The organism is Pseudomonas sp. CROZ-RG-20F-R04-15 (genome assembly GCF_022662375.1).
Lineage (GTDB): Bacteria > Pseudomonadota > Gammaproteobacteria > Pseudomonadales > Pseudomonadaceae > Aquipseudomonas.
In genome coordinates this window covers 103,591-118,941 of sequence record NZ_JAKNQL010000005.1, presented here as the reverse complement: position 1 = coordinate 118,941, position 15,351 = coordinate 103,591, and the positions used below count along the sequence as shown (strand labels likewise).

The 15,351-nt window shown below is 60.8% G+C and carries 14 protein-coding genes; 8 read left to right on the top strand and 6 right to left on the bottom strand.

All coding sequences use genetic code 11. The features are described 5' to 3' along the window. Positions 1 to 4: 4 nt before the first annotated feature. Both L8H52_RS10070 and L8H52_RS10065 read right to left on the bottom strand, forming a co-directional pair. Positions 5 to 721, bottom strand: coding sequence for an LrgB family protein (locus L8H52_RS10070; RefSeq protein ID WP_053124192.1), 717 nt, complete (start codon positions 719 to 721; stop codon positions 5 to 7). After that, on the bottom strand, positions 721 to 1,083 hold the full coding sequence (locus L8H52_RS10065) for a CidA/LrgA family protein (protein ID WP_194934912.1): 363 nt from the start codon (positions 1,081 to 1,083) through the stop codon (positions 721 to 723). The genes L8H52_RS10070 and L8H52_RS10065 overlap by 1 nt, the downstream gene beginning before the upstream one ends. 194 nt (positions 1,084 to 1,277) lie before the next feature. Here L8H52_RS10065 and L8H52_RS10060 point away from each other — a divergent pair, with 194 nt between their 5' ends. From L8H52_RS10060 to L8H52_RS10050, 3 genes are all read left to right on the top strand, one after another. Next, complete coding sequence (locus tag L8H52_RS10060) at positions 1,278 to 1,733, top strand: MaoC family dehydratase (protein WP_034153755.1); 456 nt, start codon at positions 1,278 to 1,280, stop codon at positions 1,731 to 1,733. A 102-nt stretch (positions 1,734 to 1,835) separates the two neighbouring features. Next, complete coding sequence (locus L8H52_RS10055) at positions 1,836 to 3,563, top strand: C13 family peptidase (RefSeq protein WP_242206922.1); 1,728 nt, start codon at positions 1,836 to 1,838, stop codon at positions 3,561 to 3,563. Positions 3,564 to 3,590: 27 nt separating this feature from the next. Beyond that, a complete protein-coding gene (locus L8H52_RS10050) occupies positions 3,591 to 4,232 on the top strand; it encodes an oxidoreductase (protein WP_242206921.1) in 642 nt (213 codons plus the stop codon). 106 nt (positions 4,233 to 4,338) lie between these two features. Here L8H52_RS10050 and L8H52_RS10045 read toward each other — a convergent pair whose 3' ends face one another. The 4 genes from L8H52_RS10045 to L8H52_RS10030 form a co-directional block, all read right to left on the bottom strand. Further along, a complete protein-coding gene (locus tag L8H52_RS10045) occupies positions 4,339 to 4,623 on the bottom strand; it encodes a YceK/YidQ family lipoprotein (RefSeq protein WP_242206920.1) in 285 nt (94 codons plus the stop codon). Continuing rightward, positions 4,616 to 5,263, bottom strand: coding sequence for a flavin prenyltransferase UbiX (ubiX, locus tag L8H52_RS10040; protein ID WP_007909567.1), 648 nt, complete (start codon positions 5,261 to 5,263; stop codon positions 4,616 to 4,618). The genes L8H52_RS10045 and ubiX overlap by 8 nt, the downstream gene beginning before the upstream one ends. Beyond that, positions 5,260 to 6,609: a UDP-N-acetylmuramate:L-alanyl-gamma-D-glutamyl-meso-diaminopimelate ligase gene (gene mpl, locus L8H52_RS10035; RefSeq protein WP_007909560.1), complete on the bottom strand. Its 1,350-nt coding sequence runs from the start codon at positions 6,607 to 6,609 to the stop codon at positions 5,260 to 5,262. Before mpl ends, ubiX begins: the two co-directional genes overlap by 4 nt. Before the next feature lie 266 nt (positions 6,610 to 6,875). Then, positions 6,876 to 8,789 carry a sigma-54-dependent Fis family transcriptional regulator gene (locus L8H52_RS10030; protein WP_242206919.1) on the bottom strand — a complete coding sequence of 638 codons (1,914 nt, stop codon included), beginning with the start codon at positions 8,787 to 8,789 and terminating at the stop codon, positions 6,876 to 6,878. Between the two features lie 301 nt (positions 8,790 to 9,090). Between L8H52_RS10030 and L8H52_RS10025 the strand changes: the two genes are divergently transcribed. The 5 genes from L8H52_RS10025 (at position 9,091) to L8H52_RS10005 (ending at position 15,280) form a co-directional block, all read left to right on the top strand. Further along, positions 9,091 to 10,611 (top strand): aldehyde dehydrogenase family protein, encoded by a 1,521-nt coding sequence (locus tag L8H52_RS10025; RefSeq protein ID WP_150751752.1) that lies wholly within the window; start codon positions 9,091 to 9,093, stop codon positions 10,609 to 10,611. Positions 10,612 to 10,917: 306 nt separating this feature from the next. Beyond that, a complete protein-coding gene (gene eat, locus L8H52_RS10020; RefSeq protein WP_242206918.1) occupies positions 10,918 to 12,288 on the top strand; it encodes an ethanolamine permease in 1,371 nt (456 codons plus the stop codon). A gap of 190 nt (positions 12,289 to 12,478) precedes the next feature. After that, positions 12,479 to 13,873: an ethanolamine ammonia-lyase subunit EutB gene (locus tag L8H52_RS10015; RefSeq protein ID WP_242206917.1), complete on the top strand. Its 1,395-nt coding sequence runs from the start codon at positions 12,479 to 12,481 to the stop codon at positions 13,871 to 13,873. 5 nt (positions 13,874 to 13,878) lie between these two features. Then, a complete protein-coding gene (gene eutC, locus L8H52_RS10010) occupies positions 13,879 to 14,703 on the top strand; it encodes an ethanolamine ammonia-lyase subunit EutC (protein ID WP_242206916.1) in 825 nt (274 codons plus the stop codon). A 115-nt stretch (positions 14,704 to 14,818) separates the two neighbouring features. Then, complete coding sequence (locus tag L8H52_RS10005) at positions 14,819 to 15,280, top strand: GNAT family N-acetyltransferase (RefSeq protein WP_003228592.1); 462 nt, start codon at positions 14,819 to 14,821, stop codon at positions 15,278 to 15,280. Positions 15,281 to 15,351 lie beyond the last annotated feature (71 nt).

Sequence of the window (15,351 nt, the reverse complement as noted above, 5' to 3'; positions counted from 1 at the left end):
TTCCTTACACCACCATCGACACCGCCAACGGCAGGAACACTGCCGTGGCCACGCCCATCAGACTCATCGCCAGCGCCGCAAAAGCGCCGCACTCATCACTTTCCTGCAACGCCACCGAGGTGCCGACCGCGTGTGCGGTCATGCCCAGCGCCATGCCACGCGCCTCGGGGCTGTGCACGCCGAGGCGGGTGAGCAGCGCCGGGCCGAAGATCGCGCCGATCACCCCGGTGATCAGCACGAACACTGCCGCCAGCGCCGCGACACCACCGATCTGCTCAGCCACCAGCATGGCAATCGGCGAGGTCACCGACTTCGGCGCCATGGTCATCAGGATCATATGTTCGGCACCGAACCACCAGCCCAGCAACACACCCATGCCCGTTGCCACCACCCCGCCTATCACCAGCGTAGTAAAAATCGGCCAGAACAATTGCCGAATACGCCGCAGATTGAGATACAGCGGCACCGCCAGCGCGACGGTGGCCGGGCCGAGCAGAATGCTGAGGATCTCGGTGCTCTTGCGGTACTCGGCGTAAGTCAGCCCGCAGCCGACCAGCACACCGATCACCAACAGCATGGAGACCAGCACCGGTTGCAGAAAGATCCAGCGGGTTTTCTCGAACGCCGCCAGTACCAGTTGATAGGCACCGAGGGTGATGCCGATACCGAACAGCGGATGATGAATCACCGAAGCCCAGGCGCCCTGCCAGTCGAAAAGCATCAGGACTCCTCCGACGCAGGCGCGTGACGCTTGACCAGGCGCTGCATCAGCACCCCGGCGAAGGCCATCGACAGGATCAACGACAGCACCAGCGCGCCGACGATCGCCCAGAAATCCGCGGCAATGTCGCTCGCATAAACCATTACGCCCACCGCTGGCGGCACCAGCAGCAACGGCAGGTAGCGCAGCAGACTGCCCGCCGCGAGGTTCAGCGGCTCGCCGACTTCACCGCGAACGATCAGGAAGACGAGCAACAGCAACAGACCGATGATCGGCCCCGGCAGCACCGGCAACAGTAAATGATTGAGCGCTGTGCCAAGCAGTTGAAACAGCACCAGCAGGGTCAGGCCACGTAGCAACATCCGACATCTCCGTCTTACTTTCCACCGTGCAAGTCGCCCGCATTATAAGCACGCCTGCGCTATGGATCGGCATTCGCCAAAAGCATGGTCGGTTGACCGGAGCAAATCGCCATGATGATCTACAGTGGTTCGCAGGGAGGTCAAATCCCCCCACCTGAAAAACTATAAAACCGATGAACCCAAGGAGAGTCTCAATGCCCTATGTTCCAGTTGCAGAGCTCAAAGATTATGTCGGCAAGGAACTCGGACGTTCCGAATGGCTCACCATCGATCAGGAACGCATCAACCTGTTCGCCGAAGCCACCGGTGATTATCAGTTCATTCACGTCGACCCGGTCAAAGCCGCGCAAACGCCCTTCGGCAGCACCATTGCCCACGGTTTCCTGTCGCTCTCGCTGATCCCGAAATTGATGGAAGACATCCTCGTGCTGCCGCAAGGCGTGAAGATGGTGGTCAACTACGGCCTGGACAGCGTGCGTTTCATCCAGCCAGTCAAGGTCAACTCGAAAGTCCGGCTCAAGGTCGATCTGGGCGAAGTGACCGAGAAAAAGCCTGGCCAGTGGCTGCTCAAAGCCACCGCAACGCTGGAGATAGAAGGCTCGGACAAACCGGCCTATATCGCCGAGCCACTGTCGCTCTGCTTCGTGTAAACGTTCCGGATGCGAAGCAGCGCACGCTGTTTCGCGTCACGTCTCTATATATGCCACGCATAGCTGCGGCATACTCGGTCGCCTAATTGCCCGGATCCCGCTATGCGCTCACTTGCTCGTCTTGCACCCCTTGCCTTGACCCTGATGCTCACCGCGTGCGGCGACGGCGAATCGCTGCTGCCGCCAGATGCGCGCCTGCCTGACGGCGGGCGCTATCGCGGTGAACTGGTCGATGGCTTGCTGCAAGGTCAGGGCCGTGTCGACTACCCCAACGGCAGTTGGTATGCCGGGCAGTTCGACAAAGGTCAGTGGCATGGTCAGGGCGAATGGCACGGCAGCAATGGCGAGGTCTATCGCGGCCAGTTCCAGCTAGGACTGTTCGATGGACAGGGCAGCCTGACCACCAACGCCAGCAGTTACACCGGCAGCTTCAAGCAGGGTCGCCGCGAAGGCGAAGGCACCCTGAAAGAAAACGCCATGACCTATCGTGGCGAGTTCAAGGCCGATCAATATTCCGGGCTCGGTCGTCTGGAAATGGACGACGGCAGCTCCTATCAAGGCCAGTTCGCCCACGGCAAACCCAACGGCGAAGGCCAGCGCGGCGACGCCAGCGGCAATTCGTTCAGCGGCCATTTCGTTAACGGTCAGCTGGAAGGCAACGGCACCTTCAATAGTGCTGACGGTGACATCTACGTCGGCGGATTCAAGAACAATCAGTTGCACGGCAAGGGTCGCTACGAAAACGCCGATGGTGACGTCTGGCTCGGCCAGTTCAAGGAAGGCGCGCTGACCGGCAAGGGCGAACTGATCGGCGCCGACGGCAGCCATTACATCGGCGTATTCAGTGACTGGCGCTTCAGCGGTCAGGGTCGGTTGAATTTGTCTGACGGCAGCTTCTACATCGGCGGCTTCGACAACGACAGCTACTCCGGACGCGGCACCCTGGTGCTGACCGATGGCAGCGTCATGAGCGGCACCTGGATCAACGGCCAGCGCGTGCGCGACGCCGATGGCAAATTGCTGCCCGACACCCTCGAACTCGGTTTGCTCGCTCAGGGCCGCCTGCTTGAAGACGCCTTGGCCGCCATCCCCGCGTCGACTCCGGCGGTCGAGCTGTACACCCTGACCCTCGGCGGTGATGGCAAGCAGAGCGTGTTCCTGCGCGAATCCGACTACGTCGCCAACATGCTCAGCACGCGCTTCGGTGCTTATGGCCAGATCCGTCTGGTCAACCATCGCGACCACCTCGGCGACCGGCCGATGGCCACCCGCGAGAATTTGCGCCGCGCCGCACAAACACTGGCCGAGCGCAGCGGCCCGGAAGACTTGCTGTTCATCTACCTGACCAGCCACGGCACTGCCGAGCACGAACTGGTGCTCGACCAGCCGCGCATGGAACTGGCCGACCTGCCCGCCGACGAACTCGCCGCCGTGCTCGCGCCGCTGAAGAATCGCGACAAGATCATCGTGATTTCATCGTGCTACTCCGGCGGTTTCATCCCGGCGCTGAAAGACGAACGCACGCTGATCATGACCGCCTCGCGCGCCGACCGGGTGTCCTTCGGCTGCTCGGAAGAAGCCAACTTCACCTACTTCGGCGATGCACTGTTCGCCCAGGCTTTGAACCAGACCGATGACCTGGAGCAAGCCTTCAAACTGGCCAAGGCCACCGTCGCCGAGCGTGAACTGGCGGACAATTTCGAGGCGTCGGAGCCGCAGATCTGGGCGCCGAAAACCGTGCTGTCACACTGGCAACTGCTGCGCAAACAGCAAGCCAGAAAAGCATTGCAAAGTGCTGCGTTGAACGACGGAGCGACAAAGAGCAACTAAGCTGAACAGTATCAAGGGAGAGACACTATGTACTTGACGCCTCAGCACGTATTGCTTGCCGGAGCCACCGGTTTGACCGGTGAACATCTACTCGACCGTTTGCTCAACGAGCCAACGATTTCTCGCGTGCTCGCCCCGTCGCGTCGGCCACTGGCGGAGCATCCGCACCTGGAAAACCCGGTCGGTGATCCGCAGACGTTTCTGCCGCAGCTCAGTGGCCGCGTCGATATCGCCTATTGCTGCCTCGGCACCACGATCAAGCAGGCCGGCTCGGAAGCGGCGTTTCGCGCGGTGGATCTGGACATGGTCGTAGCGTTTGCCAAACGCGCGCGGGAGATGGGCGCGCGGCATCTGATTGTGATCAGTGCGATTGGCGCAGATCCGAAGTCGTCGGTTTTCTATAACCGGGTCAAAGGTGAAATGGAGCAGGCACTGCGTGCGCAGGATTGGCCGCAACTGACCATTTGCCGGCCTTCGCTGTTGTTGGGTGAACGGACTGAACCGCGACTGGCCGAGCAATTGGCCGGGCCGTTGTCGAAGCTGATTCCGGGCAAGTACCGTGGCATCGAGGCCTGCCAATTGGCGCGGGCGATGTGGCGGTTGGCCCTGGAAGAGCAGGATGGCGTGCGGGTGATCGAATCGGATGATTTGCGCAAGCTGGGCAAATAATCTATTGCGTCTGGAAGGAAGCTTTCGCGAGCAGGCTCGCTCCCACATTTGCACCGCGTCCCCCTGTGGGAGCGAGCCTGCTCGCGATGGAGTGCGCAGCGCTCCCCTATAATCCGCCAGTCGCCTGAAAACTCACGCCAATCACAGAGAGCAAAGACAACGGCAACAACAGCGTATCGAGCAACGCACTCGCCGGCAGGTCAACGCCCGGATAGCTCGGCGCCTCAGCCCCGAACCGATCCATCGCGCAACATCCACCATTCATCGCATACAAATCCAGCCGCGTCCCGGAGTACACCACCGGTGCGCCCGGTTTCGCTGCATCCAAAGTGCGTGCCGTGGCGCACCCTGCGAGCAACAACACCAGCCCGAGCACCAGCAGCTTACTCATCACTGCTCAGATGATGCTCACCCCAACGCGGCAGCATGTCCTGGGGAATGCCCAGCAGATTGAGAATCCGCGCCACGACGAAATCGATCAAATCATCGATGGTCTGCGGCTGATGATAGAAACCCGGCGAGGCCGGCAGAATGGTCACGCCCATGTTCGACAGCTTGAGCATGTGCTCCAGATGAATGCTCGAATACGGCGCTTCGCGCGGCACCAGAATCAATTGGCGACGCTCCTTCAACGTGACATCGGCGGCGCGTTCGATCAGGTTGTTGCAGGCGCCGGTGGCAATGGCCGACAGCGTTCCGGTAGAGCACGGCACCACGACCATCGCCGCCGGTGCGCCGGAGCCCGAAGCCACCGGCGACATCCAGTCTTCCTTGCCGTATACGCGGATCTGCCCGGCGGCGGCCCCGGTGTACTCGGTGAGAAACGCCTGCATCATCTGCGGCTTCGGCGGCAGCGTGACATCCGTCTCGGTGGCCATGACCAATTGCGCAGCCTTGGAGATCAGGAAGTGCACTTCGCGATCCTCCCGCACCAGACAATCGAGCAGGCGCAAACCGTACTGCGCGCCGGACGCGCCGGTCATAGCCAGCGTGATGCGTTCCGGGCCATTGCTCTCAAAACGAGTGTTCATTGCAGCGCCTCGGCGAGTTTGCCGTGCAGGCCGCCGAAGCCGCCGTTGCTCATGATCACTACGTGAGTGCCGGGCTGGGCCTGGCTTTTCACGCGTTCGATGATGCCTTCCAGCGAATCGCTGACAATCGACGGCACGGTGCACAACGCAGCGGTGCCGGCCAGATCCCAGCCGAGGTTGGCCGGGGCGTACCAGATAACCTGATCGGCATCGACCACGCTGTCCGGCAAACCGTCACGGTGCGCGCCGAGCTTCATCGAGTTGGAGCGTGGCTCGATGATCGCGATCAGCGGTGCGTCGCCGATGCGTTTACGCAATCCATCGAGGGTGGTGGCGATTGCTGTTGGATGGTGGGCGAAGTCGTCATAAATGGTGATGCCGCGTACTTCGGCAACTTTTTCCATGCGGCGTTTGACGTTCTTGAACGCGCTCAACCCGGCGATGCCCATCGATGGCACGACGCCAACGTGACGCGCTGCAGCCAGTGCCGCCAGAGCATTAGCGACGTTGTGCTGACCGGTCAGCTCCCATTCGACGGTGCCCTGCGACACGCCTTCGAACATCACTTCGAATGCCGAACCATCTTCGCTCAACAGTTTGACCTGCCACTGGCCGCCAGCACCGGTGGTTTGCACCGGGGTCCAGCAACCCATTTCGATCACACGTTGCAAGGCTGGCTCGGTGGTCGGATGGATAACCAGGCCTTCACTCGGGATGGTGCGCACCAAATGGTGGAATTGCCGCTCGATCGCTGGCAGATCCGGGAAGATGTCCGCGTGATCGAACTCAAGGTTATTGAGGATCGCGGTGCGTGGGCGGTAATGGACAAACTTGGAGCGCTTGTCGAAAAACGCGCTGTCGTATTCGTCGGCTTCGATCACGAAGAACGGCGTACCGCCCAAGCGTGCCGACACCGAGAAGTTCTGCGGCACACCGCCGATCAGGAAGCCCGGGCTCATGCCGGCGTGTTCCAGTACCCAGGCGAGCATGCTGCTGGTGGTGGTTTTGCCGTGCGTACCGGCCACCGCCAGCACCCAGCGCCCTTGCAGCACATGGTCCGCCAGCCACTGCGGGCCGGAAACGTACGGCAGACCTTTGTTCAGCACATATTCCACCGCCGGATTGCCGCGCGACATGGCGTTGCCGATCACCACCAGATCCGGTGCCGGATCGAGCTGCGCCGGGTCGTAACCCTGCGTCAGTTGAATGCCTTGGGCTTCAAGCTGAGTGCTCATCGGCGGATAGACGTTGGCGTCGGAGCCGGTCACATGATGGCCCAGCTCTTTGGCCAGAACCGCCATCGAGCCCATGAAAGTCCCGCAGATACCCAGAATATGAATGTGCATAGTCGACCTCGTAAAACATGGCCGCAGGTTAGCGTAGGGAGGGGGAAATCGCACTCTTTAGGTGAGGGGCGGGGCTGGTTGGGCCTGGCATTTGGCTCGACTGTAGATTGTCGCCCCTCACCCCAGCCCTCTCCCAGAGGGAGAGGGAGCCGATCTGCGTCGTTTTCAAATCCTGAGTTAGGCTCGATATTTCAGGTCGGCGTAGATCAGTAGAGCGACTCGGTCGGTCCCCTCTCCCTCTGGGAGAGGGCTAGGGTGAGGGCCTTCTAACTGACTCGCCGCTCAATCCCATGCTTACGCAGCTTTCTATAAAGGGTATTGCGGCTGACCCCAAGCTGCTCAGCCGTATGCGTCATATGCCACCGCGTCTGCTCCAAAGTTTTAAGCAGGGCAATCCGCTCTGCGTCTGCCAATGGGTGTTCGCCAGACTCGGCTGGCGGAAGGACTGGACTCCCCTGCCGAATCATCACCGGCAAATCCTCAATCCCGATCCTCCCCTCATCACACAACGCCGCCAACGTGCGCAGCACATTGCGCAACTGCCGCACATTCCCCGGCCAGTTGAACGCCAGCAACGCCTGACGCGCCGCCTCGTCGATCAGGATCGTTTCGCCACCCGCCTCTTCCGCCAACAGAAAATCCAGCAACTGCGATTTATCGCCACGTTCACGCAACGCCGGCAGCGCCACTTCCAGCCCGTTAAGCCGGTAATACAAGTCTTCGCGGAAGCTGCCATCCGCGACCCGCTCCAGCAGGTTGCGGTGGGTGGCGCTGATGATTCGCACGTTGACTGCCTCGGGCTCGCCACCGATCGGCACCACTTGCCGATCTTCCAGCACCCGCAATAACCGGGTCTGCAAGGCCAGCGGCATGTCGCCGATTTCATCGAGGAACAATGTGCCGCCATCGGCCTGCTGCAGCTTGCCCCGCATGCCGTCCTTGCGTGCGCCGGTGAAACTGCCGCCGCGATAGCCGAACAGTTCGCTCTCGATCAGGCTTTCCGGGATGGCCGCGCAGTTCAGCGCAACGAAGGCTTTGTTCGAGCGCTGGCTGGCGTGATGCACAGCCTTGGCAAAGGCTTCTTTGCCAGAGCCGGTTTCGCCGTTGATCAGCAGGGGCACATCGCGTTCGAAGACGCGCAAGGATTTACGGAAGTCTGCCTGCAACGCTTCATCACCGAGGCAGATGCCCGACAGGCGCGGAGCCTGAACCACAACTGGCGTGGGCATGATCGGTGTCGGCTTGCGCGATTCCCCACGCAGCACGGCAAACAGGTGCCGCCCGTCACGGGTGCGCAGCGGCCAACTGGCGCTGGCATGGGCACTTGCGCGGCCCAGCAATTCATCCAGCGAACAATCGAAAAACGCTTCCACGGGTTTACCCAGCAAGCCGCCGCGAATATGCCCAAGCAAATTCAGCGCGCTCTGATTGACCGCACTGATCCGCCCTTCGCCGTCAAACGCCAGCAAGCCCTCGCTGAACAGCCCGACCGATTCGGCTTGCAGATGAAAACGCAGCAACCATTGGTTATCGAAACAGCGCAGGAAGTAACAGCTCTCGATCATCTTTGCCGACAGATTGACCAGCGCCATGGTGTGGAACTGACTTTGCCGCGAGACATCGTGGCGCGCCGAAGACACGTCGAGCACCGCCAGCAGTTCGCCGTGCGGGTCGAACACCGGGCTCGCCGAACAGGTCAGGCCAGTGTGGCGGCCGCGAAAATGTTCGTCCTGATGAATGGTCAGCGCCTGACGTTCGACCAGGCAGGTGCCGATGCCGTTGGTGCCTTCGCAGGCTTCGCTCCAATCAGCGCCAAGCCACAGCCCGGCGCGTTCGAAGATCTTGCGCTCGGCTGGCGCGGTGACGCAGTTGAGGATCACCCCGCGCGCGTCGGTCAGCAGCACGGCGTGACCGGAGCCGGAAAGCTGTTGATGCAGGCTGCTCATTTCATTGCCGGCGATCTGCAACACCTGCTGCAGGCGTTCGCGGCTTTCCAGAACGCGCCCGTGTTCAAGCACGGTCGGCGCGATGGCCAGGGCTGGATCGAGATGGTAATCCTCAAGACAGCGCAGCCACGAGCGGGCAATCGACGGATCGGCACCGGGCCCGTGCAGGTGCGGTTTGCCCTGGGTAACGGTGAGAACCTGTTGGGCATGGCGACTCAAATGGTTGTCGTGCATTTCTTATTGTTCTCCCCGAGGCTCGACGGCCGAATGCTGAGGTGACGCCCAGCATCCTCCAGCCACCGACGCATTGCAATGCTGGCAAGACTGCCCGGTCACGCGCTGTGCCGAAAGCGGTACAAACTGTCACCCTCTCTGTACCGAAACCATCACAGGCGCCATCCACTCGTCCGACAAAAAACTCGCAACGCCTTGATTTACCTGCCCTGCACGGCGGTGGCCCGACCTTTGCTCTACGCTTATAGCAAGCGCACTTGCGCGTTTCTCTAATAAGTACAAAGCCAAGGAGAACATCATCATGCGTTACGCTCACCCCGGTACTGAAGGCGCCAAAGTCTCGTTCAAGAGCAAGTACGGTAACTACATCGGCGGCGAGTTCGTCGCGCCTGTCAAAGGTCAGTACTTCACCAACACCTCGCCAGTCAATGGCCAGCCAATTGCCGAATTCCCCCGCTCCACTGCCGAAGACATCGACAAGGCACTGGACGCCGCCCACGCCGCTGCCGACGCGTGGGGCGCGACCTCCGTGCAGGCGCGCTCGCTGATTCTGCTGAAAATCGCCGACCGCATCGAACAGAACCTGGAACTGCTGGCGATCACCGAAACCTGGGACAACGGCAAAGCCATCCGCGAAACCCTCAACGCCGACATCCCGCTGGCCGCCGACCATTTCCGCTACTTCGCCGGTTGCCTGCGTGCCCAGGAAGGCAGCGCTGCCGAAATCGACGGCAACACTGTGGCGTATCACATTCATGAACCGCTGGGCGTGGTCGGCCAGATCATCCCGTGGAACTTCCCGATCCTGATGGCCGCGTGGAAACTTGCGCCAGCGCTGGCTGCCGGCAACTGCGTGGTGCTCAAGCCTGCCGAACAAACGCCGCTGGGCATCACCGTGTTGCTGGAACTGATCGGCGACCTGCTGCCGCCAGGCGTACTGAACATTGTTCAGGGTTACGGCAAAGAGGCCGGCGAAGCGCTGGCGACCAGCAAGCGCATCGCCAAGATCGCCTTCACCGGCTCGACTCCGGTCGGATCGCACATCATGAAGTGCGCGGCCGAGAACATCATTCCGTCGACCGTGGAACTGGGCGGCAAATCGCCGAACATCTTCTTCGAAGACATCATGCAGGCCGAGCCGACGTTCATTGAGAAAGCCGCTGAAGGTCTGGTGCTGGCGTTCTTCAACCAGGGCGAAGTCTGCACCTGCCCTTCCCGCGCGCTGGTGCAGGAATCGATCTACGACGAATTCATGGCCGTGGTGATGAAGAAAGTTCTGCAAATCAAACGTGGCGATCCGCTGGATACCGACACCATGGTCGGCGCGCAGGCGTCCGAGCAGCAATTCGACAAGATTCTTTCTTATCTGGAAATTGCCAAGGGCGAAGGTGCCGAGCTGCTGACTGGCGGCAAGGTGGAAAAACTCGAGGGCAATCTGTCGACCGGTTATTACATCCAGCCGACCCTGCTCAAGGGCACCAACAAGATGCGTGTGTTCCAGGAAGAAATCTTTGGCCCGGTGGTGAGCATCACCACGTTCAAGGACGAAGCCGAAGCCCTGGCGATTGCCAACGACACCGAGTTCGGCCTTGGCGCCGGTCTGTGGACCCGCGACATCAACCGCGCCTACCGCATGGGCCGCGCGATCAAGGCCGGTCGCGTGTGGACCAACTGCTACCACCTGTACCCGGCGCATGCCGCGTTCGGCGGGTACAAAAAGTCCGGCGTAGGCCGTGAAACCCACAAGATGATGCTCGATCACTATCAGCAGACCAAAAACCTGCTGGTGAGCTACGACATCAATCCGTTGGGCTTCTTCTAAAAACCGGGGCGACTCTGAAATTTCTGAGTCGCCCGTTCAACCGTTTTCGCGAGCAGGCTCGCTCCCACAAGGGAGTTGTGTCGCACCACATACACAGGCCCGCCACAAATCCACTGTGGGAGCGAGCCTGCTCGCGAAGGCGTCCTTAATGACACAACACACAAGGCCTGGCCGCTCTGGCACGGCCCTTGCGTACCCGTCATTCAGGTTTTGCACTGAAACTGCCGCTGCGTGAACAGCATCCATCCACCCAACCGCGCCACCCGAAAGTCCAACAGATCAAACAATAAAAAACAGAGAGGACTTATGACTTCCACCACACAGCTCAAACCCACACTCGGCACCCTGCATCTGTGGGGCATTGCCGTCGGCCTGGTGATTTCCGGCGAATACTTCGGCTGGAGTTACGGCTGGGGCACCGCAGGCACCCTCGGATTTCTGGTCACGGCGCTGATGGTCGCGACCATGTACACCTGCTTCATCTTCAGTTTCACCGAATTGACCACCGCCATCCCCCACGCCGGCGGGCCGTTTGCCTACAGCCGTCGGGCGTTCGGCGAAAAAGGCGGATTGATCGCAGGCATCGCCACGCTGATCGAATTCGTCTTCGCGCCACCGGCGATTGCCATGGCCATCGGCGCTTACCTGAATGTGCAATATCCGGAACTTGATCCGAAGATCGCCGCCGTCGGCGCGTATTTCGTGTTCATGACCCTGAACATCCTTGGTGTCAGCATCGCCGCGACTTTCGAACTGGTGGTCACCGTGCTCGCCGTCGCTGAGCTGCTGGTGTTCATGGGCGTGGTTGCGCCGGGCTTCAGCTTCAGCAATTTCGTGCTCAATGGCTGGTCGGGCGCCAACGAATTCACCTTGAGCTCGATTCCGGGAATCTTCGCGGCGATACCGTTTGCGATCTGGTTCTTCCTCGCCATCGAAGGTGCGGCCATGGCGGCTGAAGAAGCCAAAGACCCGAAACGCACGATTCCCAAGGCCTATGTCAGCGGCATTCTGACCTTGGTATTTCTGGCGATCGGCGTAATGGTCATGGCTGGCGGCGTCGGCGACTGGCGCCAGCTGTCGAACATCAACGACCCGCTGCCACAAGCGATGAAAGCCGTGGTCGGCAACAATTCCTCGTGGATGCACATGCTGGTGTGGATCGGTCTGTTCGGGCTGGTGGCGAGTTTCCATGGGATCATTCTTGGCTACTCGCGACAGTTCTTCGCCCTCGCCCGCGCCGGCTATCTGCCTAAAGGGCTGGCCAAGCTGTCGCGCTTCCAGACGCCGCATCGGGCGATTCTGGCCGGTGGCGTGATCGGCATCGCGGCAATTTACAGCGATGGTCTGGTCAATCTGCAAGGCATGACCCTGACGGCGGCGATGATCACCATGTCGGTGTTCGGCGCGATCGTGATGTACATCATCAGCATGCTCAGCCTGTTCAAATTGCGCAAAACCGAGCCAAACCTGGAACGCACCTTCCGCGCCCCGGGCTATCCAGTGGTGCCGGCGATTGCGCTGTTTCTGGCAGTGGTGTGTCTGGTGGCAATGGCGTGGTTCAACACGCTGATCGGCTGTGTGTTCCTCGGATTCATGGCCGCCGGTTACCTGTATTTCCAGCTGACCGCCAAGCAACGCGCCGATGCGCCGGCAGACGCTATGCTCGAAGGTATCTAGTTGCACCGGCACCGGGCCTTTCGCCAGGTGCCCGCTATATAGAAGTGCATGAAGATCCAATGTGGGAGCGAGCCTGCTCGCGAAAGCGGAGTATCAGTCGACAACTGTTTTGAATGTCGGTCCGCATTCGCGAGCAGGCTCGCTCCCACAGGGAACTGAGTTATCCACAGAATCAGGAGGACACCGCCCCATGGCCGCATTCGCCCATTCCGTCGGCGCCCAGACCTATCGCTTCGACAGCCTCAAGGACGTCATGGCCAAGGCCAGCCCGGCGCGCTCCGGGGATTTCCTCGCCGGCGTCGCCGCGCTCAATGACGGCGAGCGCGTGGCTGCGCAAATGGCGCTGGCCGACATTCCGCTCACGCATTTCCTGCAGGAAGCGCTGATTCCCTACGAGTCCGATGAAGTCACCCGACTGATCATCGACACCCACGATAAACAGGCCTTCGCCGTCGTCAGCCACCTCACCGTCGGTGGTTTCCGTGACTGGCTGCTCAGCGACGCCGCCGATGAAACCAGCCTGCGCAACCTCGCCCCCGGGCTGACCCCGGAAATGGTCGCCGCTGTGTCGAAGATCATGCGCGTGCAGGATCTGGTGCTGGTGGCGCAGAAGATCCGCGTGGTGACGCAGTTTCGCGGCACCCTTGGCCTGCGCGGGCGTCTTTCGACCCGCCTGCAACCCAATCATCCGACCGACGAGCCATCCGGCATCGCCGCGAGCATTCTCGACGGCCTGCTCTACGGCAATGGCGACGCGATGATCGGCATCAACCCGGCCACCGACAGCATCGCCTCGATCTGCGCGATGCTGGATATGCTCGACGCGATCATCCAGCGCTACGACATCCCGACTCAGGCCTGCGTGCTGACCCACGTCACCACCTCCATCGAGGCGATCAACCGTGGCGTGCCGCTGGACCTGGTGTTCCAGTCGATCGCCGGTACCGAAGCGGCTAACGCCAGTTTCGGCATCAACCTGAACGTATTGCAGGAAGGTTATGACGCCGGCCTGAGCCTGAATCGCGGCACGCTCGGACAGAACCTGATGTATTTCGAAACCGGTCAGGGCAGCGCCCTGTCGGCCAACGCCCACCATGGCGTCGACCAACAGACCTGCGAGACCCGGGCCTACGCCGTGGCGCGACATTTCAAGCCGTTTCTGGTGAACACCGTCGTAGGATTTATCGGCCCGGAATACCTCTACAACGGCAAACAGATCATCCGCGCCGGCCTCGAAGATCATTTCTGCGGCAAATTGCTCGGCGTGCCGATGGGCTGCGACATCTGCTACACCAACCACGCAGAAGCCGATCAGGACGACATGGACACCCTGCTGACCTTGCTGGGTGTCGCCGGGATCAACTTCATCATGGGCATCCCCGGCTCCGACGACATCATGCTCAATTACCAGACCACGTCGTTCCACGACGCGCTCTACGCCCGCCAGACCCTGGGCCTGAAACCGGCGCCGGAGTTCGAGCAATGGCTGGCGAACATGGGCATCTTCACGCAAGCGGACGGCAAGGTTCGCTTCGGTAACAACTTGCCGCCGGCCTTCCGCCAGGCGCTGGCGCAACTGGGATGAGTCGCATGGAAAAACCGCCTGTAGACCCACAGAATCCTTGGCTGGAACTGCGTCGCCTGACCCCTGCGCGGATTGCCCTCGGCCGCACTGGCACCAGCCTGCCGACCAACGCGCAACTGGATTTCCAGTTTGCCCACGCGCAGGCGCGCGATGCCGTGCACCTGCCATTCGATCATGCCGGGCTCAGCGCGCAACTGAGTGAGCGCGGGCGCGAAAGCCTGTTGCTGCACAGCGCCGCCGTGGATCGAAACAGCTATCTGCAACGCCCGGATCTGGGCCGCAAGCTCAGCGATGAAGCGGCGCAGGCCTTGCGCGAATACGCAGCGGCGCATCCCGGCGGTGTCGATCTGGCAATTGTTGTGGCCGATGGGCTGTCGGCGCTGGCGGTGCACCGGCATACGTTACCGTTTCTCAACCGCCTGGAAGAACAGATGAGTGACGACGGCTGGTCTGTTGCACCGATCATTCTGGTGGAACAGGGGCGCGTCGCGGTCGGTGATGAAATCGGTCAACTGCTTGGCGCAAAAATGCTGGTGATGCTGATCGGCGAACGCCCGGGCCTCAGCTCGCCGGACAGCCTCGGTTTATATTTCACCTACAATCCAAAGGTCGGACTGACCGATGCCTACCGCAATTGCATCTCCAATGTACGACTCGAAGGTTTGAGCTACGGCATGGCGGCGCATCGCTTGCTCTATTTGATGCGCGAAGCCTGTCGGCGGCAGCTGTCAGGGGTCAACCTGAAGGACGAAGCACAGGTTCAGACGCTGGAATCGGACGCCGGTGTAGACATGAAAGGTAATTTCCTACTCGATCCGCCCACAACCTGAACCGTTTCCGCATTGCGTTTCTGCGTCGGTTTCAGGCAGGATCGATGCACGGCCGCACGGGTTTCCCATCGCCGTCAGAGCAGTTGAAGACAGCCACTTGAAGACGAGACCTATCATGCGGATTATTCAAGCGACCCTCGAACATCTGGATTTGTTGACCCCGTTGTTCGTCAAGTATCGCGAGTTCTACGGTTCCCTGCCTTACCCGGATTCCTCCCGCGCCTTTCTTGAAAAGCGTCTGCGTCGCAAGGAATCGGTGATCTACCTGGCCCTGGCCGATGATGACGACAAGAAGCTGATGGGTTTCTGCCAGCTCTATCCGAGCTTTTCATCGTTGTCGCTCAAACGCGTGTGGATCCTCAACGACATCTATGTCGCCGAAGATGCGCGCCGCCAACTGGTCGCCGACAACCTTATCCGTACCGCGAAGAAAATGGCCAAGGAAACCCAGGCCGTGCGCATGCGCGTGTCCACCAGCAGCAACAATGAAGTGGCACAGAAGACCTACGAATCCATCGGGTTCAAGGAAGACACCGAGTTCAAGAACTACGTGCTGCCGATCAGCGACGAGCTCTGATCGCGTAAGCACCGTGTGATGAGGGAGCCCGCTCCCTCAGGCACGCTGGCTGCATCCTGACAATTGTTCAC

Coding starts and splice junctions, on each gene's coding strand:
- L8H52_RS10070 (WP_053124192.1), bottom strand. CDS start 721: ATGCTTTTCGACTGGCAGGGCGCCTGGGCTTCGGTGATTCATCATCCG.
- L8H52_RS10065 (WP_194934912.1), bottom strand. CDS start 1,083: ATGTTGCTACGTGGCCTGACCCTGCTGGTGCTGTTTCAACTGCTTGGC.
- L8H52_RS10060 (WP_034153755.1), top strand. CDS start 1,278: ATGCCCTATGTTCCAGTTGCAGAGCTCAAAGATTATGTCGGCAAGGAA.
- L8H52_RS10055 (WP_242206922.1), top strand. CDS start 1,836: ATGCGCTCACTTGCTCGTCTTGCACCCCTTGCCTTGACCCTGATGCTC.
- L8H52_RS10050 (WP_242206921.1), top strand. CDS start 3,591: ATGTACTTGACGCCTCAGCACGTATTGCTTGCCGGAGCCACCGGTTTG.
- L8H52_RS10045 (WP_242206920.1), bottom strand. CDS start 4,623: ATGAGTAAGCTGCTGGTGCTCGGGCTGGTGTTGTTGCTCGCAGGGTGC.
- ubiX (WP_007909567.1), bottom strand. CDS start 5,263: ATGAACACTCGTTTTGAGAGCAATGGCCCGGAACGCATCACGCTGGCT.
- mpl (WP_007909560.1), bottom strand. CDS start 6,609: ATGCACATTCATATTCTGGGTATCTGCGGGACTTTCATGGGCTCGATG.
- L8H52_RS10030 (WP_242206919.1), bottom strand. CDS start 8,789: ATGCACGACAACCATTTGAGTCGCCATGCCCAACAGGTTCTCACCGTT.
- L8H52_RS10025 (WP_150751752.1), top strand. CDS start 9,091: ATGCGTTACGCTCACCCCGGTACTGAAGGCGCCAAAGTCTCGTTCAAG.
- eat (WP_242206918.1), top strand. CDS start 10,918: ATGACTTCCACCACACAGCTCAAACCCACACTCGGCACCCTGCATCTG.
- L8H52_RS10015 (WP_242206917.1), top strand. CDS start 12,479: ATGGCCGCATTCGCCCATTCCGTCGGCGCCCAGACCTATCGCTTCGAC.
- eutC (WP_242206916.1), top strand. CDS start 13,879: ATGGAAAAACCGCCTGTAGACCCACAGAATCCTTGGCTGGAACTGCGT.
- L8H52_RS10005 (WP_003228592.1), top strand. CDS start 14,819: ATGCGGATTATTCAAGCGACCCTCGAACATCTGGATTTGTTGACCCCG.